Below are 21981 nucleotides of genomic sequence, written 5' to 3'. Positions count from 1 at the left end.
TGTGAAGAACACAATTTAAAGCGCAATTTTAATAAGGAGGGCATGATAAATGTGTCAGAACTGTAAGAAACCTTACTATATAACAACTGCGATTGCCTATACATCGGGCAAACCGCATATCGGAAATACCTATGAGATCGTGCTGGCGGACAGCATTGCGCGCTACAAGAGAGCGCAGGGCTACGATGTGCGTTTCCAGACGGGCACCGATGAGCATGGTCAGAAGATCGAGTTAAAGGCAGCTGAGGCTGGCATCACGCCGAAGCAGTTTGTCGATAACGTGGCGGGTGAGATCAAGACGATCTGGGATCTGATGAATACATCCTACGACAAATTTATCCGCACCACCGACGAGGATCATGAAGCGCAGGTAAAGAAGATTTTCAAGAAGCTCTATGATCAGGGCGATATTTACAAGAGCTGCTACGAGGGACTTTATTGTACCCCGTGCGAGTCCTTCTGGACCCAGTCCCAGGTCGTAGACGGCAAATGCCCGGACTGCGGACGCCCGGTACAGCCGGCGAAGGAAGAGGCATATTTCTTCCGTATGAGCAAATATGCGCAGAGACTCATCGATTATATCAATGAGCACCCGGAGTTCATCCAGCCGGTTTCCCGTAAAAATGAGATGATGAACAACTTCCTGCTTCCGGGTCTGCAGGATCTGTGTGTTTCCCGTACTTCCTTTAAATGGGGTATTCCGGTTGATTTCGACCCGAAGCACGTTGTATATGTATGGCTGGATGCACTGACCAACTATATCACCGGTCTTGGATATGACTGCGACGGCGAGAGCGGCGAGCTGTTCAAGAAATACTGGCCGGCAGACCTGCATCTGATTGGTAAGGATATTATCCGTTTCCATACCATTTACTGGCCGATCTTTTTGATGGCACTCGACCTGCCGCTTCCAAAGCAGGTATTTGGTCATCCGTGGCTGTTACAGGGCGACGGCAAGATGAGTAAATCCAAGGGAAATGTGATTTACGCCGATACACTGGTTGATTTCTTTGGCGTGGATGCAGTCCGCTACTTCGTTCTGCATGAGATGCCGTTTGAGAACGACGGCGTTATTACCTGGGAGCTGATGGTAGAGAGACTGAACTCGGATCTGGCAAATATCCTCGGCAACCTCGTAAAGAGAACGGTATCGATGACGAACCAGTACTTTGGCGGCGTGGTAGCCGACAAGGGCGTGACGGAGCCGGTGGACGAGGATCTGAAGAAGGTAGTGCTGGAAGCAGTCCGCAAGGTTGATGAGAAGATGGATAAGCTGCGCGTTGCCGATGCGATCACCGAGATCTTCAATATTTTCCGCCGCAGCAACAAATACATTGACGAGACAACCCCGTGGATTCTGGCAAAGGAAGAGGACAAGCAGGATCGTCTTGCGACTGTTCTCTACAACCTGGTTGAGTCTATCACGATCGGTGCGTCCCTGCTTGAATCCTTCATGCCGGAGACCTCTGAGAAGATCTTAAAAGAATTAAATACCGTAAAACGTGAACTGCCACAGATGGATGAATTTGGCCGTTATCCGTCCGGAAATAAGGTGACTGAGGAGCCGGAGGTTCTCTTTGCCCGCCTGAAACTCGACGATGTGATGAAGAAAGTCAAAGTTATCCAGGAAGAGCAGAAGAAGGCAGTTGCTGCAAAGGCAGAGCCGGAGAAGGAAGAGGACGAGAAAGCCGAGGGCATCGATATCGAGCCGAAAGCAGAGATTACCTACGATGATTTTGCAAAACTGCAGTTCCAGGTTGGCGTGATCCTCTCCTGCGAGGCAGTTCCGAAGTCCAAGAAGCTTCTCTGCTCCCAGGTTCAGGTCGGAAGCAAGGTGCGCCAGATCATCAGCGGCATCAAGCATTCCTACTCCCCGGAGGAGATGGTCGGCAAGAGAGTCATGGTTGTGACCAACTTAAAACCGGCGAAATTGGCAGGTCTGCTCTCCGAGGGCATGATTTTGTGTGCCGAGGATGCAGACGGAAAGCTGTCCCTGATGACAACGGAGAAAGAGATGCCGGCGGGTGCGGAGATCTGCTAAGAAAAAAAGGAATATAACTTATATGATATTTGATACACACGCTCATTACGATGATGAGCCTTTGACGGGGACCGGGAAGAACTGCTTTCCGGTCTGGCAGCAGGCGGGATCGGCACGGTCGTCAATGTCGGCGCAGATATGGCAAGTACGAAGACGACGATTGCCCTGACGGAAAAATATCCGTTTATCTATGGGGCAGCAGGTGTCCATCCGAGCAGCACGGCGGAGCTTGACGAGGAAAAATTTGCCGAACTCCGTGTGCTGGCACAGTCCGGGAAGATCGTGGCGATCGGCGAGATCGGTCTCGACTATTACTGGGAAGAGCCGGATCATGGGACCCAGAAGAAATGGTTCCACCGCCAGTTAAATCTGGCGCGGGAATTAAAACTTCCAGTCATCATCCACAGCCGCGACGCGGCGAAGGATACGCTCGATATCATGAAGGAGGAGCACTCCGGGGAGATAGGCGGTGTGATTCATTGCTTCTCCTATGGAAAAGAGATGGCGGCAGAGTATTTAAAGATGGGCTTTTACTTAGGCATCGGCGGCGTACTGACTTTCAAGAACGCGAAAAAGCTTCTGGAAGTAGCCGAGATGGCGCCGCTCGACCGTCTGGTACTCGAAACCGACTGCCCCTACCTCGCTCCGGTTCCCAACCGCGGCAAACGCAACTCCTCACTGAACCTGCCATATGTGGCGGAAAAGCTGGCAGAAATCAAGAAATGTACACCGGAAGAGATCGTCCGTGCGACTGAAGAGAATGCGCGGAGGCTGTACCGGTTAATGTAAAGAAGAGAGGAGGAATCTGGCTGGGTGGTGTCTCGGTCAGGTTCCGGACTCCGGGAAAGGATTTTCGGAATGGATCTTGGAAACCCGAAGAATACAATCGAAGTAATACAGAAATACAATTTTGCCTTCCAGAAAAAATTCGGTCAGAATTTTCTGATTGATACGCACGTGCTGGACAAGATTATCTCAGCGGCGGGCATGACCAAGGAGGACACCGTCCTGGAAGTCGGTCCTGGCATCGGTACGATGACACAGCGCCTTTCACAGGCGGCAGGACAGGTCATCGCCGTGGAGATCGACACAAATCTGATTCCGATCTTAAAAGATACGCTTCAGGACTGCGAAAATGTAACTGTTATCAATGAAGATATTTTAAAGATTGACATAAAAAAAAATGGCGGAAGAAAAAGGCGGCGGACGTCCGGTTAAGGTCGTGGCGAACCTGCCGTACTATATCACGACCCCGATCATCATGGGGCTGTTTGAGAGCGGTGCGCCGATCGACAATATTACGGTTATGGTGCAGAAAGAGGTCGCAGACCGGATGCAGGTTGGTCCGGGCTCGAAGGATTACGGCGCGCTGTCGCTGGCGGTTCAGTATTATGCCGAGCCATACATCGTGGCAAATGTGCCGCCGAACTGTTTCATTCCGCGTCCGAATGTCGGCTCAGCGGTCATCCGTCTGACCCGCCATGCGAAGCCGCCGGTGGAGGTAAAGGATAAAGATTTAATGTTCCGTCTCATCCGCGCGTCCTTCAACCAGCGCCGGAAAACCCTGCAGAACGGGCTTTCCAACGCGCAGGATCTCTCCTTTAGCAAGGAAGAGATCGCAGCCGCAATCGAGTCGCTGGGACTTTCCCCGTCCGTGCGCGGCGAGACGCTGACGCTGGCGCAGTTTGCAGCGCTTTCGGATGTGCTTGGGAAATAGAAATTGGATAAGAGAAATATAAAAAAGTCCCATCCTTATGCAGATTCAAATCTGAAAGGATGGGACTTTTTTGAATTTTTTGCTTTTTTAAAATTATTCCGACAATAAAATCCGGTCATTATCCAGCGCGTGGCCTGCGCCGGTCTTGAAGCGGGCGATCAGATCCTCGACAGTCATGGAAGCGCGCTCTGCGCCGCCGACGTCGAGCACGATATTTCCGTTTGCCATCATGAGCGTGCGGTTTCCGAGCTCCAGAGCCTGGTTCATATTGTGGGTGATCATCAGGCAGGTGATTTTCTCCTCAGCAACGATATTTTTCGTCAGCTCCAGTACTTTTTCAGCTGTTCCCGGATCGAGGGCGGCAGTGTGCTCATCGAGCAGCAGAAGCTTCGGCGTGATGAGGGTTGCCATGAGCAGGGTGAGCGCCTGGCGCTGACCGCCGGAGAGAAGTCCGACCGGCTGGGTCATCCGGTCTTCAAGCCCCATATTTAAGAGGGAGAGGCGTTCGCGGAACGCATCTTTATCTTTCTTGGAAATGCGGGAAAATGGAGATTTCCCCTTTGCAGTCCGCAGATAGGCGAGGGCAAGATTTTCTTCGATCGTCATGCCCGGCGCCGTTCCCTTTAACGGGTCCTGGAAGAGGCGGCCGACCATCAGGCTGCGCTTGTGCTCCGGCATATAGGTGATATCCTCGCCGTCCAGCTCGATAAAGCCGTCATCGACGTAGAAGCTGCCGGCAATCGCATTGAACAGGGTCGATTTTCCGGCGCCGTTGGAGCCAATGATTGTCACGAAATCTCCGTGATCCAGATGCAGGGACAGCCCGGAGAGCGCCTGTTTGGCGTTGACAGTTCCCGGATTAAAGGTTTTTGATATCGACTGAATATTTAACATGCTCCGTGTCCTCCCTTCCGGCGTGCCGCTGCATTTTTACGTGTCTGGAATGCCGCCCATTTCCGGATCGTCGGAAATGCGATTGCCAGCGCTACGATCACAGCGGTGACCAGTTTCAGCCCCTGTACAGGCATGATTTTTGTATACAGGACGATAGCGTAGATAAAACGGTAAATAATCGAACCGATGACGGTGGCGATGACACCTCTTGCCACGCCGCGGCGTCCGAGGACGGTTTCACCGATGATCAGGCAGGCAAGACCGATCACGACGATACCCGTGCCGCCGTTGATGTCGGCGGTATTCTGGTACTGACCGACCATTGCGCCGGAGAGTGCGGTCAGCGCATTGGCGATGCATAAGCCGACCGTAATGGTAAATGTCGGGTTGATCGAGGAGGCGCGCACCATGTCAATGTTGTTGCCGGTTGCCCGGATGGAGAGTCCCAGACGGGTACCGAGAAAATAGACGAGCAGTGCGCCCGCAAGCATAGTTACGCAGATTGCCAGAAGTGCTTCATACCAGTCACCCCCGATACCGGTTTTCTGAAGCAGGGAAAAGATGGTCTCTGTCTTTAAAAGACTCACGTTGCACTCCAGCCCATTACCATCAGATTGATGGTGTAGAGCCCCATATTGGTGATGATACCGGCGAGAATGGACGGCACGCCGAGACGGGTTTGCTGAAATGCGGTGATAAATCCGGCGCAGATGCCTGCAAGCATAGCAGCCGGAACCGCGAGAAATGGATGCCCTGCCGCAGCCATTGTGACGGATACCGCTGTGCCGAGGACGAAACAGCCGTCCGTTGTCATATCCGCGATGTCCAGTATGCGGAAACTCAAGAACAGCGCCATCGGCACCAGCGCATACAGAAATCCCAGTTCCAGAGCGGTTTGTAAAATATGAAGCATGGGAAATTACCTCCGTAGAATGATCGGTACTCCCAGAACGTTCATAAGGCAGATGCGCCAGCCGCGTGGTAAGCGGGGGATACGGCTGGCGTCTGGTCTGTCTTACGGTTCTGAGAGTACATGAAAGTCAGTCAAATGAAAATCAAAGTGCCGCCGGATGAGGGGTATTAGTCCTCGGTGGTCGTAACCTCTACAACATCGCCAAAATCTTTGAATACAGCTGTGTCGATATTCAGGCTTTGGCAGTCTCGGTATTTACGGTTACGATGCCGCCTTCTGCGGTGTAGTAGTCTTCCATGCCGTCCATGCCTTCGGTGATTGCCTGATAAGCAAGGTCAGCGGTCTGTGTACCAAGAGCCGTGTAGTTGACGCCGCAGGTGGCAAATGCACCATTGCGGACGAAGGAATCAGCGCCGGCATAGTGCGGGATGCCTGCATCGGCCAGATCCTTGAAGATAGCCAGCTCAGCTGCCATGATGACATTGTCGGTAGGAGTGAAGACAGCGTCTACTTTGTCAGCAACCAGGGAGGAGGCAGCGGTAATTACTTCGTCGTTGGTATTTGCAGTCTGCTCGGTGTAGGAGATGCCTTTTTCGTCTAAGTATGCCTTTGCATCCGCGATCGGTTTGGTTGAGTTTGCCTCGGATAAGGAATATAAAAGCCCCACATTTTTAACATCTGGGTTTGCGGCAAAAATCATATCCATGATTTTCTCGGTGTTCAGCGCATCGCTGGTACCGGTTACATAGTCGATGCCGGTCAGCTCAGCGGCTTCCGGATCGGAAACAGCGGCGTAGACAACCGGTGTCTGGGTCTGCTGTGCGGATACGGTCGCTACCTGTGCAGCCAGGGTCGCAATCGGGATGATGGCGTCAACACCGTCAGCAACCGCCTGATCACCAATCTGCTTTAAGGTTGTCTGGTCATTCTGGCCGGAGTACAGCTCGTAGTGAATGGTTACATTGTTATCCTCGGCGATTTTATCTAACTCTGCCTCGACTGCATTTGCAATCTCATCAAGGGAAGCGTGGTCGAGCTGTTTGACAATCGCTACATTATAAATTTCTTTGTCCGCGGAAGCTTCCTGAGAGGTTTCAGCGGTGGTGTCTGCTTCGGAAGCGTTGCTGGATGTGCTGGAAGAGCATCCTGCGGTTGTCAGTGTCAGGGCTGCGGTGCATCCAAGTGCAAATAATTTTTTCAGATTCTTTTTCATAGTCATTTTCTCCATTCTTTATTCTTATTTTGATATTTGTTTTGGATGGCAGATGTATCAGTCTGCCTTGCCGGAGCAGAGTAAAGAATGTGTCTGGAAAGAAGATTCTCTTTGGTTTGGCGCCGCGCGCCGTGATGAAAGATTTTACTGAGAATGTGTTTCCAGAAACTAAAAAACGCCCCTGTCCCTATACATGGGACAAAAGCGTAAACTTCTGCGATACCACCCAAATTGACATTTGTGAAAATGTCCACTCGCTTACACGTACCATCATACGTGCCCCGATGGATAACGGGTGGGGTCCCGTCAGCCCCTACTGAAACAATTCACAATCGTTCAAGGCTGCCCTCGGAAGTCCATTCACTGACGGTAAGGCGTTCCGTTTCCACCATCCGGAACTCTCTGTGGCGATACATAGGTCAGATACTCTTCTTCCTCATCGGTTTATCTGTGTTCTTCGTTACATGCATTATAAACACACCCAAAAGGATTTGTCAACCATCAAAATCAAAAAGATGCAGGAAAATGAAAAAAGGTCTGTTTTTCCGTTGTTTACGGAAAATTTGGAGATGAAGATGTGGACGCTGGCTGTGCGGCAGGAACAGCAAGTTGAAAAAGTTTTTGAAAAAGTTTAGAAAAATAAAAAAAACAGTTGACATTTAAAAGACCCTCTAGTATAATAACACATGTCGCTGAACAAAAGACGAAAGCGAACATGAGAATCACAGGATTCCTCAGGATGCCCAGATAGCTCAGTTGGTAGAGCAGAGGACTGAAAATCCTCGTGTCACTGGTTCGATTCCGGTTCTGGGCATTACAATTTCATAATTTATCATGCGGGTGTAGTTCAATGGTAGAACACCAGCCTTCCAAGCTGGATACGTGGGTTCGATTCCCATCACCCGCTTTTTGTTGTCTAAAATTAAGAAAGCCCCCAGAGTTGCCGCTCTGGGGGCTTTCTTGTTTCATAGGAAATTACGTCCTATGAAACAAAAAACGCTCCGCGAGGATGCGCACTCGCGCGAAGCAGAAACATGTCGCAAGCGACCGCGCGAGACGCCCGGATGTGCCAAGGCACATTCTTTTTTATCAGATGCTATAAAAAACCAGAAAATATACCGCCATCAGGACTGCTAGAAATCCCGCATTTGCAATTGTGAACCAGCGGAAGTAGATTCCTTTTTTCTCTGGGCAGGAGCGGACGATATATTTGTAAGAAATAAGACTCGCCATGGATGCGATCAGGGTGCCGAGACCGCCGAGGTTAGTTCCGATCAGAAGGGAAACTCCTTTTTCGGTAAATCCGGACAACAGGATGGCGGCCGGAACGTTGCTGATTACCTGGCTGGCCAGAACGGAGACTATCACTTCGTGTCCCGTGATCATACTGGAAAGCAGGGAGCTTACCGCAGGAATGTGTTTCAGATTCCCGATGAAGATGAAGAATCCGATAAAAGTCAGGATGAGAGAGTAATCTACCTGACAGAAGATCTTCGGGTCTGCCAGACAGCCAATCGCCAGAATGCAGATAAACAGGATTGGAAGAGGCAGAAGACCGGCTACGGTGCAAAGGCACAGGAAAAACATTCCCAGACAGCAGAAAAGGCAGCGTTTAGGAAAGGTCTCATCGGAGGTTGTATCTCTACCGGCTGTATCTAGTGAGATAGTCTCCCTTGGTGTAAACATTGTGACGAGCAGCAGCAAAACCAATGAAAGCAGCGAAAATGGACCGATGCTCCGGATAAATGTATCAAGTGAAAGCTCAAAGTGGGAATACAGATACAGATTCTGGGGATTCCCCACCGGAGTTGTCATGCTGCCGAGGTTGGCTGCCAGTGTCTGGCAGACGACAACCGGAACGATCCGGTCTTTGCGGTTTACCATCCGCAGTAGTTCCAGAGCGAATGGAACGAAGGTAATTAAGGCCACATCGTTGGTGATCAGCATGCTGGAAAAGAAACACAGAAGAATCAGAAGCTGTTCCAGCTGCCTGAGTGAATGGATTCGAAGCAGCAGTAATTCCCCGAGCTGTCGAAAGAAACCGATGTTTTGGAGGCCTGTGGTTGCTGTCATCAGGCCAAAGAGCAGGATCAGTGTGTGCAGATCCAGATATCCCAGGTATCCGGCAGACGGTGGTATGATAAACATGGAAAGGACAGCCAGAGCCAGGGCGATGGTTAAAACGGTATCCTTTTTGAGAAAAGAACTTACTTTTTGTATCATGGTAAAATACTCCCTTGAAAAAGAAAAAGTGTAACTGTGACCAGTAACGAAAATAGCGGAAACCCTCATGAAAATGAAAAGGTTTCCGCTATAAATAAAAAGAGCGCGAGACGGGACTCGAACCCGCGGCCTCGACCTTGGCAAGGTCGCGCTCCACCAACTGAGCCACTCGCGCATTTCTGAAGCATCGCTTCAACGAGTTATATAATATCATAGGTCGGTTGATTTGGCAAGCGTTTTTTTAAAAAAATCAAAAAATATAGAAAATTCATTACTGTTCACGGGTAGGCACGTTTGAAACCGGGAGAACCGTATGAAAACGATCAAGTTCCATATTTTCCACTGGATGTGTTCCCGCGGTCTGCACAAACCCGATGATCTGTCCGGACAGGAGTACCGTGAGGATGGAATATACCATGCGGTTTAACGGAATGTAGCTCAGTGAAAGCACCAGTACAGCAAAATCGGACAGGAGGTAGATCCACTGGATTTTGATGTGCGTCACGTGGGAAAGGCTCATCGCAAGCGCATCGTCTCCGCCCGGGGCACCGCCGATCCGCACGCAGAGCCCGGCACCGACGCCGACGAAGACCGCGCCGAGCAGGGATGCGGCAAGCGGCATATCGGCAAGCTGCGGCCACAGGGGCGGAAACTGCTCACAGATCCGGTAAGACAGGGAGAAGCTGGCGCTGGAAAGAATGGAGTAGGCGATGAACTGCCGCCCCAGAAGTTTCCATCCCATCGCGTAGCAGGCGAGGTTCATGATGAAGCCGGACACGGATGGGGAGATATGGAACCAGTGCTCAAGCAGAAGCGTCATTCCTAAGACACCGCCCTCGGTGACACCGGAAAAGGAATGGACATGGTACAGGCCAAATGCCAGAAATGCACTTCCAAACAGTGCAATCAGGCAGGATTTTAGTTTTAAATCGAGGGAATGGAATAATTTCAGCAAAATAACAGGCTCCTTACAAAAGATAGTGTTGTTAATGGTTTCTCTATTTTAGTATGGAAACAAATTTGTGTCAAGAATAGACAAAAATGTGGGATGTGCGTATACTGGAAGATAGGAAGACGGAAAGGGGAATGAAAACATGGTAGAAAATCATCCGGACACCCGGAAGCAGGAATACCGCGGAATTGCCTGCCTGGTGCTGTCTGCGTTCTGTTTTGCGCTGATGAGTATGTTTGTACATTTGGCGGGCGATCTGCCGTCGATGCAGAAGAGTTTTTTTCGCAATCTTGTGGCGGCGCTGGCAGCGGTTGTTTTGCTTTTGCGGGCGGGAGAGCCGTTTCGTATCCGCAGGGAAAATCTGCCGTATTTTCTGATGCGGTCAATTTTCGGCACGATGGGAGTGCTGTGTAACTTTTATGCGGTGGATCATCTGGTGCTGGCGGACGCATCGATTCTAAATAAAATGTCGCCGTTTTTTACAGTGCTGTTCAGCTGGCTGATCTTAAAGGAAAAAGTTATGCCAATTCAGCTTTCGCTGATCTTCGGTGCGTTTCTCGGCAGTATATTCGTGGTAAAGCCGACATTCTCCAATCTGGCACTTGTGCCGTCGCTGCTGGGCTTTTTCGGCGGCATCTGCGCGGGCGCGGCGTACACGATGGTGCGGAAACTGGGAGAGGCAGGAGAAAAGGGACCGGTGATCGTGCTGTTTTTCTCGGTATTTTCCTGTGTGGTTGTGCTGCCGTGGCTGATTTTTGACTATCATCCGATGACCTGGCAGCAGATGGGGATCCTGCTTTTGGCGGGCTGCGTGGCGGCGGGCGGACAGTTTGCGATCACGGCGGCATACCGCTATGCCCCGGCGAGCCGTATTTCCATCTACGATTATTCGCAGCTGATCTTCTCGACGATGCTCGGTTTCTTTATCTTCGGGCAGGTGCCGGACGGCTGGAGTTTCCTCGGATATGGAATTATCTGCCTGATGGCAATTTTCATGTTTGTATATAATAACCGGAAAAGAAAGAATACTCAAAAGCAGGCACTTTTGGAATCGAAAGAGCCGTCAGATGTAATAAAAATGTAAGGGAAAGTATCCGCCGATATGGTTTACAAGCGATGCCAAATTATATATACTGAAGATAAAGTCGGAGTGGTTTTCGTGTCCAGAAACGTGAATTTCAGGAACAAAAGCTGGGTTGCCGACACAGCTCGAAAATGGGTTATAGATAGGGCAGAAAGTTATATAGGGAAATACGACATAAGCCCGGCAGCAGACAGGAGGAAACAGGGATGAAAAAATTAGCAACCGCACTTGTGAGTGCAGCAGCCATTATGACGATGTCAACAACCGCATTTGCAGCCGAAAATCCGGCGGAGGTATTTGACCGGGTGATGGAGAAGAACAATACGATTCAGTCCGCGGAGATTCAGAGCGGCGTCCATTCGGTCATACTTGCAAAGGATGTCATTCCGGACGGTCAGATGAAAGTTGATATGGCGATGCATGCAGAGATGGATATGCAGGATACCACCGATCTCAAGTACCTGGCACAGGTCGCTTCCTCGATTCTGGGACAGGACAGCTATTCACAGGTTTTTTATACGGACGGCTACTATTACGTAGATGCCAACGGTGTCAAACTGAAATACCCGATGCCATTAGAGCAGATCATATCCTCCGTCCAGACCGGAGTCAACACCAGCAATATGGAATCCAGCTATATGAAGGGCATTTCCTTAAACGAGGTCAATGGAAAACGTGTGCTGGCATATGAGGCAAATCCAAAGAAGCTAAACAAGAACGTCAAAGAAGCCCTCGGAACCGTGATGAACACACTCGGCACCGATGTCAATCTGGACATGAACATCCAGGAAATGAAAGGCGCTTACGTGCTGGATGACAACGATTACATTATCTATATGACAAACTATATCGTATACAACATGGAAGTCCTCGACCAGCCGATGACCTGCATCACCCTGATGGAGACCGAAGTCCAGAACCCGGGCGAGCCGGTCGTAGTGACACTTCCATCCACGGATGGCTATGAAGACTTAATTGGTTTATATGATGGAGTCATTGAAAGCGAAGTAGAATAAAAAACAGACAAAAACAAAAATAGACAATCAAAAGCCAGCCGAGCAAAGCAAAGGCTGGCAGGCAAAAGCGATCCATAACATAACAAGAGGAAAGTGGCGTCCGGGAATCTGTAGAGCCAGCGTTCCAATTATCGATTGTACGCATCCCACGCCAGCTGTCCGGCTGGGGCGGACATTTTTGTCCGATCCAGACGAACAGATGTAGCGAAAGCAAGCGAACAATGATAATTGGAGACGCAGGCGGCGCAGATTCCCGGACGCCTCTTTCTGCATCACGACAATCAATCAATCTATTACTGCATCTCATCCTCAATCATCCGATACCCAATCCCGATCTCCGTAAACACATACTGCGGTTCCGCTGGATTCTGCTCCAGTTTCCTTCGAATATGTGCCATATTCACGCGCAGAATACTGTTATCATCGTCCGCATAGGGACCCCAGATATTCGAAATAATCGTATCATACGTCATGACTCTGCCGGAATTCTGTGCCAGCAGGGAGATAATCTTAAACTCGATCTGCGTCAGATGGACATCCCTTCCATCAACCGATACCAGATGTTTTTCAAAATCGATCGTCAGTCCCTTTGCATGGAATGGGCGCTTATAAAGCGGAGAAGCTGTGTTTAAGCGGTTGCTGTGGCGCAGGGCAGTCCGGATGCGCGCGAGAAGCTCGGAGGTGCCGATCGGCTTGGTCAGATAATCATCCGCGCCAAGGTCGAGCGCACGTACCTTTTCCTGTTCCTGCGTGCGGGCGGAGAGGACGATGATCGGGACGCTGGACCAGGTGCGGACCTGGCGGATGATCTCTATGCCGTCCATGTCTGGAAGCCCCAGGTCGAGGAGAATCAGATCCGGGCACTGGGACGTGATGATCGGAAGTGCTTCTTTTCCCGTGTGTGCGGTGGAAATGCGGTAATCCTGTGCGGACAGGGAGGTGGAGATGAAGTCGCAGATGTTTTTTTCATCTTCTACTAATAAAATAGAAAGTTTATGTGTCATGTTATTTGTCCTCCTTTGGAAGGGTAAAGTAAAATTCGGCACCGCGCGTGTGGTTGATTGCCTTGATTTCGCCGCCGTGGGCGAGAATGATCGTTTTACAGATGGAAAGCCCGATTCCCATGCCCTTTCGTCCATCCGGCGAAGTGCTGGTCGTGGAAGAAGAGCCGTCAAAGATGGTTGCCAGCTTCTCCGGCGGGATGCCGACGCCGTAATCGCGCACGTGGAAAATCGCATAGTCGGAAAGTGATTCCACATAGCACTCGATCGGCTCGGTGCTTTCAGCATGGACAACGGCATTTTCCAGCAGGTTGATGAGAACCTGTTCGATGAGGACGGCGTCCATCGGGACCATCAGGAATTCCTCCGGCACGCGCACATGGATATTGGCATCTGGAAGTCTCTTTTTTAAGCGGATCATCGCCTCGGAGAGAACTTCCTCGACCGGTTCTGAGGTCTTAGTTACCTTTGCCGTCTCATTGTTGATACGCGTGACGGAGAGCAGGTTTTCAACCATGTTTAAGAGCCAGTTAGAGTCCTCAAGAATATGGCGCACCAGCGCATTTTTCTCAACCTCCGGGAGGCTGCTTCCATTTTCCAGATATACGGTACTGGAACCGATGATGCTGGTAAGTGGGGTGCGGAGGTCGTGGGAGATTGCCCGCAGCAGATTCGCCCGCATCTTTTCCTTTTCCGCTTCCATCAGCATCTTTTCACGTTCTGCCAGCACGCGCGCCTGTGTTTTCATGTTGCTTGTGATGGCGCTTGTAATGCTGGAAATTGAAAACATTGCCACGAAGGTAATCGGATAGCCGGCCATCGTGAAATCCAGCGCGAAATACGGATACGTGAACAGAAAATTGACGCAGACAACGCCGACAAAGGAGGAGAACAGACCGAAGCTGTATCCGTCCGTAAAACGCGCTACCAAAAAGACCGCCAGAATGTATGTTAGCGCGATGTTGGCAGTCGGATTTTTGAGCGCATGAAAAAAGCAGAACGCGATGATCGTGGCGGTACCCATGAAAAACAGGGTAAGTCCCCAGCTCTGTATGTATGTCGGAAGCGCACAGAATTTTTCAACGATCGGGCGGGTCCGGAACCAATTTTTTAAGGCGTCAATTTTGTGTGGATATGTTTCGCTGCCATTGGAAGTGCTGGTATCCGGAGAGTTGGGTTCGGCTGAACCTTGAAGGCTGCTGGCTGATTCTGTTTTCAGGAAAGTTTCATTGGAAGTTCCAGAAACAGAAGGTTTACTTGAATGTTTCATTTAAATAAAGAAAGTCTCCTTTCAAAAAATTCATATGGATGCTTCTATTATACAATGTTTCTTCTGAAAAATAGAGAGGAAGACTGTTAAAAAGTTGAAAAAATCGTGAAAATTTGGGATAAAAACAGTAACACAATTATTGAGAATCTGGCTGGATAAGGGCGATTTCATTGCATTTTCAGCGTCAGTGTGTTAAACTCCAAACAGTCTCCCGATTGAGGGAAGCAGGCTGACCCGCCTGTTAGAGAGTGACAAACGGGCTGCCGGAGTGCAGGGCGAAAGGAATGAAAATAAGATGAAAAAATTAGGAAGAAATGATCTGTGCTGGTGTGGAAGTGGAAAGAAGTACAAACATTGCCATGAGGCATTTGATGAGAAGCTGATGGAGGCGGCGGATGCCGGATATCAGATCCCGGATCACGACATGATCAAGACCCCGGAGCAGATCGAGGGGATCCGCGAGAGCTGCAAGATCAATGTGGCAGTTCTGGACTATGTGGCTGAGCATATCAAAGCTGGCGTCACAACCGAGGAGATCGATCAGTGGGTATACAATGAGACGACCCGCATGGGCGGAATTCCGGCGCCGCTTGGCTATGAAGGATTCCCGAAGAGCGTGTGCACATCCATCAATGACCAGGTCTGCCATGGCATTCCGTCGGCGGATGTCGTATTAAAGGATGGCGATATTATCAACGTGGATGTTTCGACCATTTATCACGGCTATTATGCGGATTCTTCCCGTATGTTCTGTATCGGAAATGTCAGCCCGGAACATAAAAAACTGGTGAACGTTGTCAAAGAGTGTGTGGAATTAGGTCTGGAGCAGGTAAAACCGTGGGGCTTCATGGGCGATATGGCGGAAGCGGTCCAGAAGCATGCGGAAGAAAATGGCTATTCTGTGGTTCGTGAGATCGGCGGTCACGGCGTTGGCATCGAGTTCCATGAGGACCCGTGGGTTGGATATATTGGTCAGAGAGGCACCGGCATGATGTTTGCACCGGGCATGATGTTCACGATCGAGCCGATGATCAACGAGGGAACCGAGGAAGTATTCGTGGATGGCGACGACGACTGGAGTGTATACACGAAGGATGGAAAAGCATCCGCCCAGTGGGAGATTCAGGTGCTGGTAACCGAGGATGGCCATGAGGTGCTTTCCTGGTAGTTTGCAGAGTACATAAAAAGAGACGGCGTCAAACCGTCTCTTTTTTGTACCCAAGGTGGGTGTTCTTCACAGCCGAAGGGGGATAAAAGACTGCGAAGAAATATCTATATAAAGGAAATTGTTGTTAGTCGAGCCAGATAACAATTGCGCGCATTCCTTAGTGCCATCTGCCTCATTGATGTTATGCCATTATAATACTGGATAATTGTGTCCATATTTTGACCAATATCTAAAATAAATCTAAACGAGTATTACATAATTCGAAACTTTTTCGGAACTGTTTATGAGGCTGGCGCGCTTGAATTTTTCTTGTCGATTTCTTGGATGGGGTATATAATAAATCTGGTGATTAAAGGGGGGCGGCCTGACTGGATAGAAACCGCGTCCAGAACAAAGCAATTAAGAAGAAAGTGGCAGGAATTATATGGAAAATTTTTTATTTGCACTTAATACAGTCCTTCCGTTTCTGCTCTATATCGCATTTGGATATGGAGTCAGGATGTCGGGGCTGGCGGATGAGGATTTTATGAAGCGCCTGAATAAAGTGATCTTTCAGGCATTCTTTCCGATTCTGATGTTTAACAACCTGTATTCCATTCCGGAGGGAATGACATTAAATCTGCGTCTGGTGGCAGTCGCCATTATCAGCGTGCTGCTTTTGCAGGCGGTTCTGCTTGCTGTGGTTCCGCGTCTGGTAAAGGAAAATGAGCGGCGCGGCGTTATCATCCAGGCGATTTACCGCAGCAATTTCGTCCTGTTCGGCATTCCGCTGGCAACCAGCGTGTTCGGTGAGGAGGGAACACTGCTGGCGACGATGATGGTGGCGATCGTGATTCCGGTCTACAACATAACGGCGGTCGTGATTCTGGAATTGTTCCGGGGCGGCAAGGTCCCGGTTTTCGTTTTGATTAAGAATATCCTGAAAAATCCGATGATCCGCGGTGCGCTCATGGGCTTTATCTTCCATATGTTGGGGATTAAACTTCCGGTTTCCGTGGAAGGACCGATCAAGCAGTTTGCCAATCTGACAACGCCGCTGGCTCTGTTCGTACTGGGCGGAACGCTGCATTTCAATGCGATCGGCGGCAATCTGAAATATGTGGTTCCGTCGATGACCGTCAAGATGGTGATCCTGCCGGCAGTGATTCTGGCGGTTGCGACGCTGCTCGGCTTTTCCGGTGTGGAACGTTTTGTTTACTTTGAAATGTACGCGACTCCGGTTGCGACGGCGTCCTATGCGATGGCGCAGAACATGGGCGGCGACGGCGAGCTGGCGGGACAGTTTGTCGTGTTGAGCACGGTCGCCTCGGTTGTGACGATCTTTTTGTGGGTCTATTTCCTTAATTCGATCGGATGGCTCGCATAAAAATAAATATATAATAGGGGACTGCCAGACAGTGGTTTGTGGAAGAGCAACAATTGTCTGGCAGCTTTTTTGTATAAACAAACACTGTTTTTCATGAGAACCGAAATTTTTTTTCATAAATTAAGATGTATGTATAATCTTTTCAAAATTAAAACATTTAATAGACAAAACTGATTGAAAAAGTTATAATAGTATACAAATGCGAGAAAACTTATTTATTTTCCATGTGCTTTTGATGCTTCGAATCAGCGAATTGTATGGAATGGGAGGATGTGAAACATAATAAGGATATTGCATTATTGTTGAAAAAAAATTAGGGGAAAAGGTGGTGGTTCAATGATCAAGGAGACGATCCAGGCGGTCGAGGACGCAGAGGCGAAGGCATCGGAACTGGTCGCGCAGGCTTCGGAGGATGCACGCCGCGTTAAGGCGGAGGCGGAGGCAGAAGCGGATCGAATGCTCGCAGATGCACAGAAAAGGGGGAAAGAAGCAGCTGTGAAGCAGGAAGAAGAACTGACTCTCAGAGGGGAGGAGTACGTAAAACAGGCACTGGCAGAAGCCGAGGCGGAGTGTCAGACGCTCAGAGAGACGGCGGACAGACGGAAACCGGAGGTGGTTGACCGGCTCATAGCGGAACTGGTCTAGTGAATGGAGGGATGTAGATATGGCAGTATTGCAGATGCAAAAGCTATGTATCTGTGCCCTGAAGAAGGACCGTAAGTCCCTGATGGAGTTTCTGCAGGCTGCCGGAGTGCTGGAGCTGACAGCGGAGGCGGAGCCGGACGAGGTATTTAAGCGGACGGACACGCTGGAGGATCGGCAGAAGTTTGAGCGGAATGCGGCGACGGCGGACCGCGCATTGGAAGTGCTTGCCGCGGTGGTTCCGGAGGAAACATCGATGCTTGCTGGGATTGCCGGAAAGCCACTTGCAAAGGCAGGCGCGTACCGGGAGACGGAGGCGAACGCAGAGGCGCTTTTAGGTCAGGCGGAACGCATTTTGAACCTGCAAAAGCAGATCACGGAGGAAAAGACTGCGGCGCTTAGACTGCTGGCGGAGGCGGAAAGCCTGAAACCGTGGCAGAAGCTGGAGATTCCACTTGCGTATCAGGAGACGAAACGGTGTGCTATCTTAGCCGGCGCGGTCGGCGGAGGCGCTTATACGCAGGAAGAAATTTACGCTTCGGTGGCAAAACAGGAGCCGCAGCTTGAAAAATGGGAGCTGGAGGTTGTCGGAAGCGACGCCGACCAGACCTGCATTGCGGTAATTTGCCTGAAAGAGGACGAGGAGAAGCTGGAGACAGCACTCCGGTCGATTGGATTTGCCCGTCCGGCGCGTCCGGTGGAGGAAGTTCCGGCAGCTTACGCTAAGAAACTCAAAGTGCAGGCGGCAGAGCATGAGGGACGCGCGGCAGCGACGGAAGAAGAACTGAAACAGTGCGCTCCGGCGAGGGAAGATTTGAAATTGTTATCCGACTATTACCGCCTGCGGGCACAGAAGTATGAGGCGCTCGGCGAGATCTTACAGTCGGAAAAAACGTGTATGATCACGGGATTTATCCCGAAGCGCGATGCGAAAGGACTGGAGGAGAAGCTGAATAGCCGGTTTGAACTTGCAGTGGAAAGTTCGGATGTGCCGGAGGATGAGGAAGCACCGGTGCTTCTCTCCAACGGAACCTTCGCGGCGTCGGCGGAGGGCGTGACCGCGTCCTTTGGCTTACCGGCGAAGGGGGAGATGGACCCGACCGGCATCATGGCAGCGTGCTATGTATTTTTGTTTGGTCTGATGCTTTCAGATGCGGCATACGGATTTATTGTATTTTTGATGTGCTTCCTGGCACTTAAGAAATTCCCAAGGATGGAAGAAAACCTGCGGAAATCACTGCGGCTCTTTATGTACTGCGGACTTTCGACCCTGTTCTGGGGCGTCATGTTCGGCGGTTATTTCGGAGATGCGGTGGACATCGTGAGCCGGACATATTTTGGACATACGGTGACGATACCGGCGCTCTGGTTTGTCCCGCTAAATGACCCGATGAAGCTTTTGGTTTATTCGATGTTATTTGGCGTGATTCACTTATTCCTGGGGCTGGGACTGAAAGGATATATGCTCTTAAAGGATGGCAAGGTTGTGGATTTTATCTGCGACGTGGTACTCTGGTACCTCCTGCTTCTGGGGCTGATCCTGATGCTGCTTCCGACGGAACTGTTTGGTTCCATCGCGCAGATGAATATCGTATTCCCGCCGGTGCTTAATTCGCTGGCAAAGGGAATGGCGATCGTGGGCGCGCTGGGAATTCTGGTGATGTCGGCGCGCGACAAGAAGAATCCGCTCCTGCGGCTGGCGCTTGGCGCATATGATTTGTACAATATTACCGGATGGGTGTCGGATGTGCTTTCCTACTCGCGCCTTCTGGCGCTCGGACTGGCAACCGGCGTTATCGCATCGGTTATCAACCAGATGGGAAGTATGGTTGGAAATAATGTATTTGGCGTGATTGTATTTATACTGGTATTCTGCTTCGGACACCTGTTTAACCTGGCGATCAACCTGCTCGGCGCGTATGTGCATACCTGCCGTCTGCAGTACGTCGAGTTTTTCGGAAAGTTCTATGAGGGTGGCGGAAAGGCGTTCCGTCCGTTTAAGCAGATAACAAAATACGTGGAAATCAAGGAGGATTAAATATGAGCGGAATTGTATTTGCATTGTTGGGAGTTGCAGTGGCGGTTATTCTTGCAGGTATGGGTTCAGCCTACGGCGTAGGCGTGGCAGGTCAGGCAGCAGCCGGAGTCGTAACCGAGGATCCGGATAAATTCGCGAAGGTGCTTCTGCTCCAGCTGCTTCCGGGTACCCAGGGTATCTACGGTCTGCTGGTTGGTTTCATCGCTCTTTCTAAGATTGGTCTTCTTGGCGGCGGCGCTGACATGAGCATGTCGATCTCCCAGGGACTCTTATATCTGGCAGCATGCCTTCCGATCGGCGTGGTTGGTCTGGTATCGGCGAGACATCAGGGAAGAACGTCGGTTGCTTCCATCGGTATCGTAGCGAAGAAACCGGAACAGTTTGGTAAAGCGATGCTGTTCCCGGCGATGGTTGAGACCTATGCGATTCTGGCACTTCTGGTTTCGATTCTGGCAATCAATGCACTGTAATCTGGCACGGCGGAAAGAATCAAAATCAGTTAAGGAGTGAAGCGTATGAATGGATTAGATAAGATTATTGCTCAGATCCTTGACGATGCAAAGCAGGAATCGCTTGCGATTCAGGAAAAAGCAGCCGGTGAAGCGGAGACGACCCTTGCGGCAGCCGGTGAAAAGGTAAAAAAGCTGGAGGAAGAGCAGGCGAAATCGGCGGCGCAGCGTGAAAAAAGCTATGAGGAACGGCTTCGTTCTTCGGCGGCGCTAAAGAAGCGCCAGGCGATCCTTGCGGCAAAGCAGGCGATCATCGAGGAAATGCTTGCGGCGGCACACAAGGAGCTGCTGGCAAAGCCGGATGAGGCGTATTTTGCATGGATGGAGCAGCTTCTTTCCCGGTTCGTGACGGAGCGGGCAGGAGAAATCTATGTTTCAAAACGTGATTTAGAGCGGATGCCGGATGATTTTCCGGCAAAGATAGAGAAGACGGCGCAGGAAAAGGGCGGAAGCCTGGTACTGAAAAAAGAACCAAGGGAGATCGACGGGGGCTTTGTTCTGGTGTATGGCGGTGTCGAGGAAAATTGTTCTGCCGGGGCGTTGTTTGCGTCGCAGCGGGATGAGCTGGCGGACAAGGTACATGCGATGCTGTTTGGATAACGGCGGGAGAAGGTAAGGAGGGCTTATATGTCTGATACAAAATATGCCTACGCGGTCGCCCGGATCCGGGCACTGGAAAATGGGCTTTTTTCCTCCGCACAGATTGAACAGCTGCTGTCCGTAAAAAGCTACGAGGGGGCACTGCGTTTCCTGACCGAACACGGCTGGGGGGATGCAGATACACCGCTCAGCGCGGAGGCGATCCTGACCCGGGAGAAGACGAAAACCTGGGAGACGGTCCGCGACCTTTTGAAGGGCGACGACGCGATCCTGGCAGTGCTTTCCTACGGGGATCTCTACCACAATTTAAAGGCGGCGATCAAGGATGCGGCGGCGCCGGGCAGCCACGGCAATGTCTATTTTGACGACTGTGAGGTGGACGGCGTGCGGATGGCGAAGATCGTGGCGGAGAAGGACTGGCAGGCGCTTCCGGCACATATGCGGGAGGCGGCGAAGGAAGCCAGCGAGACATTTCTGCATACGAGCGACGGGCAGCTCTGCGATATCATCGTTGACCGGGCGGCGCTCGCAGCTATCTATGAGTGCGGAAAGAATGCGTCCGACGCGATCATCCGCGATTATGCCGAGACGACGGTCGCGGTGGCGGATATCAAGATAGCGGTGCGATCCCAGAAGACAGGAAAACATCTGGATTTTATGCGGCGCGCGATGGCACCGTGCGATAGCTTGAATATCGAGCGCCTGTCACAGGCGGCTCTTGGCGGCGCCGGCGCGATCTGCGAGTATCTGGAAGGAACCCGCTATGCGGGCGGCGCGCAGGCATTAAAGGAATCGCCGTCGGCGTTTGAGCGGTGGTGTGACAATCAGTTGATCGAGACGATCAAGCCGCAGAAATACAACCCGTTTACGGCGGGACCGCTGGTTGCCTATGTGCTGGCGAAGGAAAATGAGATTAAAACGGTCCGTATCATCCTGACCGCCCGTCTGAACGGTCTTGAGGAGGAACAGATTCGGGAAAGGATAAGGGAGATGTATGTATAAGGTTGCAGTAGTCGGAGATTACGACAGCATCTACGGATTTGCGGCGCTGGGACTGGAGACATTTCCGGTGTCCGATGTAAAAGAGACGGAGAAAGTATTTCTGGAACTGGCTTCTGGTTCCTACGCGGTGATCTATATCACCGAGGCGGCGGCTGCCGGGATTGAAACAGCTATTGACCGCTACCGGGAACAGCCGCTTCCGTCCGTGATCCTGATTCCGGGGATTTCCGGGAATACGGGAAAGGGCGTGGAGTCGGTTAAGCATTCGGTGGAACAGGCAGTCGGATCGGATATTCTGTTTGGAGATGCATGATAGAAAGGTGGGTGAAACC

The 21981-nt window shown here is 50.8% G+C and carries 19 protein-coding genes, 3 tRNA genes, 2 pseudogenes and 1 other annotated feature; of the genes and pseudogenes, 15 read left to right on the top strand and 9 right to left on the bottom strand.

Going from position 1 to position 21981, the window contains the following annotated elements; translation table 11 throughout:
- Positions 1-49 precede the first annotated feature (49 nt).
- From metG to rsmA, 3 genes and pseudogenes are all read left to right on the top strand, one after another.
- Positions 50-2041, top strand: a complete 1992-nt coding sequence (gene metG / locus DWX76_RS01340) for a methionine--tRNA ligase (protein WP_107000844.1) — start codon at positions 50-52, stop codon at positions 2039-2041.
- A 22-nt stretch (positions 2042-2063) separates the two neighbouring features.
- Positions 2064-2830: pseudogene (locus DWX76_RS01335) on the top strand (TatD family hydrolase).
- A gap of 69 nt (positions 2831-2899) precedes the next feature.
- A pseudogene (rsmA, locus tag DWX76_RS01330) lies at positions 2900-3758 on the top strand (16S rRNA (adenine(1518)-N(6)/adenine(1519)-N(6))-dimethyltransferase RsmA).
- Between the two features lie 93 nt (positions 3759-3851).
- Here the strand turns inward: rsmA and DWX76_RS01325 are convergent.
- From DWX76_RS01325 to DWX76_RS01315, 4 genes are all read right to left on the bottom strand, one after another.
- On the bottom strand, positions 3852-4652 hold the full coding sequence (locus DWX76_RS01325) for an ABC transporter ATP-binding protein (RefSeq protein ID WP_022358462.1): 801 nt from the start codon (positions 4650-4652) through the stop codon (positions 3852-3854).
- Complete coding sequence (locus DWX76_RS14720; protein WP_412693945.1) at positions 4646-5239, bottom strand: hypothetical protein; 594 nt, start codon at positions 5237-5239, stop codon at positions 4646-4648. The genes DWX76_RS01325 and DWX76_RS14720 overlap by 7 nt, the downstream gene beginning before the upstream one ends.
- Positions 5236-5565 (bottom strand): hypothetical protein, encoded by a 330-nt coding sequence (locus DWX76_RS14715; protein ID WP_412693944.1) that lies wholly within the window; start codon positions 5563-5565, stop codon positions 5236-5238. Before DWX76_RS14715 ends, DWX76_RS14720 begins: the two co-directional genes overlap by 4 nt.
- Positions 5566-5797: 232 nt before the next feature.
- Complete coding sequence (locus DWX76_RS01315; protein ID WP_243022419.1) at positions 5798-6778, bottom strand: ABC transporter substrate-binding protein; 981 nt, start codon at positions 6776-6778, stop codon at positions 5798-5800.
- 191 nt (positions 6779-6969) lie between these two features.
- Positions 6970-7227: a binding site (T-box leader), on the bottom strand.
- 292 nt (positions 7228-7519) lie between these two features.
- On the opposite strand from DWX76_RS01315, the gene DWX76_RS01310 reads away from it, so the two are divergent.
- Both DWX76_RS01310 and DWX76_RS01305 read left to right on the top strand, forming a co-directional pair.
- Positions 7520-7592: transfer RNA gene (locus DWX76_RS01310), tRNA-Phe, on the top strand.
- A 22-nt stretch (positions 7593-7614) separates the two neighbouring features.
- Positions 7615-7685: transfer RNA gene (locus DWX76_RS01305), tRNA-Gly, on the top strand.
- 182 nt (positions 7686-7867) lie between these two features.
- Here DWX76_RS01305 and DWX76_RS01300 read toward each other — a convergent pair.
- The 3 genes from DWX76_RS01300 to DWX76_RS01290 form a co-directional block, all read right to left on the bottom strand.
- Entirely contained in the window at positions 7868-9001 is a 1134-nt protein-coding gene (locus DWX76_RS01300; protein ID WP_118569982.1) for an SLC13 family permease, read from the bottom strand.
- Positions 9002-9103: 102 nt separating this feature from the next.
- Positions 9104-9176: transfer RNA gene (locus tag DWX76_RS01295), tRNA-Gly, on the bottom strand.
- A 96-nt stretch (positions 9177-9272) separates the two neighbouring features.
- Entirely contained in the window at positions 9273-9956 is a 684-nt protein-coding gene (locus tag DWX76_RS01290) for a YitT family protein (RefSeq protein ID WP_243022418.1), read from the bottom strand.
- A gap of 139 nt (positions 9957-10095) precedes the next feature.
- Between DWX76_RS01290 and DWX76_RS01285 the strand changes: the two genes are divergently transcribed.
- Positions 10096-11037: a DMT family transporter gene (locus DWX76_RS01285; RefSeq protein WP_118569981.1), complete on the top strand. Its 942-nt coding sequence runs from the start codon at positions 10096-10098 to the stop codon at positions 11035-11037.
- A gap of 206 nt (positions 11038-11243) precedes the next feature.
- Positions 11244-12053 (top strand): hypothetical protein, encoded by an 810-nt coding sequence (locus DWX76_RS01275; RefSeq protein ID WP_107000835.1) that lies wholly within the window; start codon positions 11244-11246, stop codon positions 12051-12053.
- Between the two features lie 293 nt (positions 12054-12346).
- Here DWX76_RS01275 and DWX76_RS01270 read toward each other — a convergent pair whose 3' ends face one another.
- Positions 12347-13057, bottom strand: a complete 711-nt coding sequence (locus DWX76_RS01270) for a response regulator (protein ID WP_118469028.1) — start codon at positions 13055-13057, stop codon at positions 12347-12349.
- A 1-nt stretch (position 13058) separates the two neighbouring features.
- Positions 13059-14324: a DUF4118 domain-containing protein gene (locus DWX76_RS01265; protein ID WP_118469030.1), complete on the bottom strand. Its 1266-nt coding sequence runs from the start codon at positions 14322-14324 to the stop codon at positions 13059-13061.
- Between the two features lie 295 nt (positions 14325-14619).
- Here DWX76_RS01265 and DWX76_RS01260 point away from each other — a divergent pair, with 295 nt between their 5' ends.
- From DWX76_RS01260 to DWX76_RS01225, 8 genes are all read left to right on the top strand, one after another.
- The gene (locus DWX76_RS01260) at positions 14620-15492 is read left to right on the top strand and encodes a methionyl aminopeptidase (protein WP_118569980.1); all 873 of its coding nucleotides are present in this window, start codon (positions 14620-14622) and stop codon (positions 15490-15492) included.
- A 424-nt stretch (positions 15493-15916) separates the two neighbouring features.
- The gene (locus DWX76_RS01255) at positions 15917-16858 is read left to right on the top strand and encodes an AEC family transporter (RefSeq protein WP_022358670.1); all 942 of its coding nucleotides are present in this window, start codon (positions 15917-15919) and stop codon (positions 16856-16858) included.
- Positions 16859-17194: 336 nt separating this feature from the next.
- On the top strand, positions 17195-17503 hold the full coding sequence (locus tag DWX76_RS01250; protein WP_107000830.1) for a hypothetical protein: 309 nt from the start codon (positions 17195-17197) through the stop codon (positions 17501-17503).
- A 19-nt stretch (positions 17504-17522) separates the two neighbouring features.
- Positions 17523-19538: a V-type ATP synthase subunit I gene (locus tag DWX76_RS01245; RefSeq protein WP_118569979.1), complete on the top strand. Its 2016-nt coding sequence runs from the start codon at positions 17523-17525 to the stop codon at positions 19536-19538.
- A 2-nt stretch (positions 19539-19540) separates the two neighbouring features.
- Complete coding sequence (locus DWX76_RS01240; protein ID WP_022358667.1) at positions 19541-20008, top strand: V-type ATP synthase subunit K; 468 nt, start codon at positions 19541-19543, stop codon at positions 20006-20008.
- 45 nt (positions 20009-20053) lie between these two features.
- Positions 20054-20647: a V-type ATP synthase subunit E gene (locus DWX76_RS01235; protein ID WP_118569978.1), complete on the top strand. Its 594-nt coding sequence runs from the start codon at positions 20054-20056 to the stop codon at positions 20645-20647.
- A 27-nt stretch (positions 20648-20674) separates the two neighbouring features.
- On the top strand, positions 20675-21649 hold the full coding sequence (locus DWX76_RS01230) for a V0D/AC39 family V-type ATPase subunit (protein WP_022358665.1): 975 nt from the start codon (positions 20675-20677) through the stop codon (positions 21647-21649).
- Positions 21642-21962, top strand: coding sequence for a V-type ATP synthase subunit F (locus DWX76_RS01225; RefSeq protein ID WP_022358664.1), 321 nt, complete (start codon positions 21642-21644; stop codon positions 21960-21962). The genes DWX76_RS01230 and DWX76_RS01225 overlap by 8 nt, the downstream gene beginning before the upstream one ends.
- The last annotated feature ends 19 nt before the right edge of the window (positions 21963-21981 follow it).

Source organism: Clostridium sp. AF21-20LB (assembly GCF_003478795.1).
In the GTDB taxonomy this organism is placed as follows: domain Bacteria; phylum Bacillota; class Clostridia; order Lachnospirales; family Lachnospiraceae; genus Otoolea; species Otoolea fessa.
The sequence above is the reverse complement of the archived record's forward strand: the minus strand, read 5'-3'. Positions and strand labels throughout refer to the sequence as shown.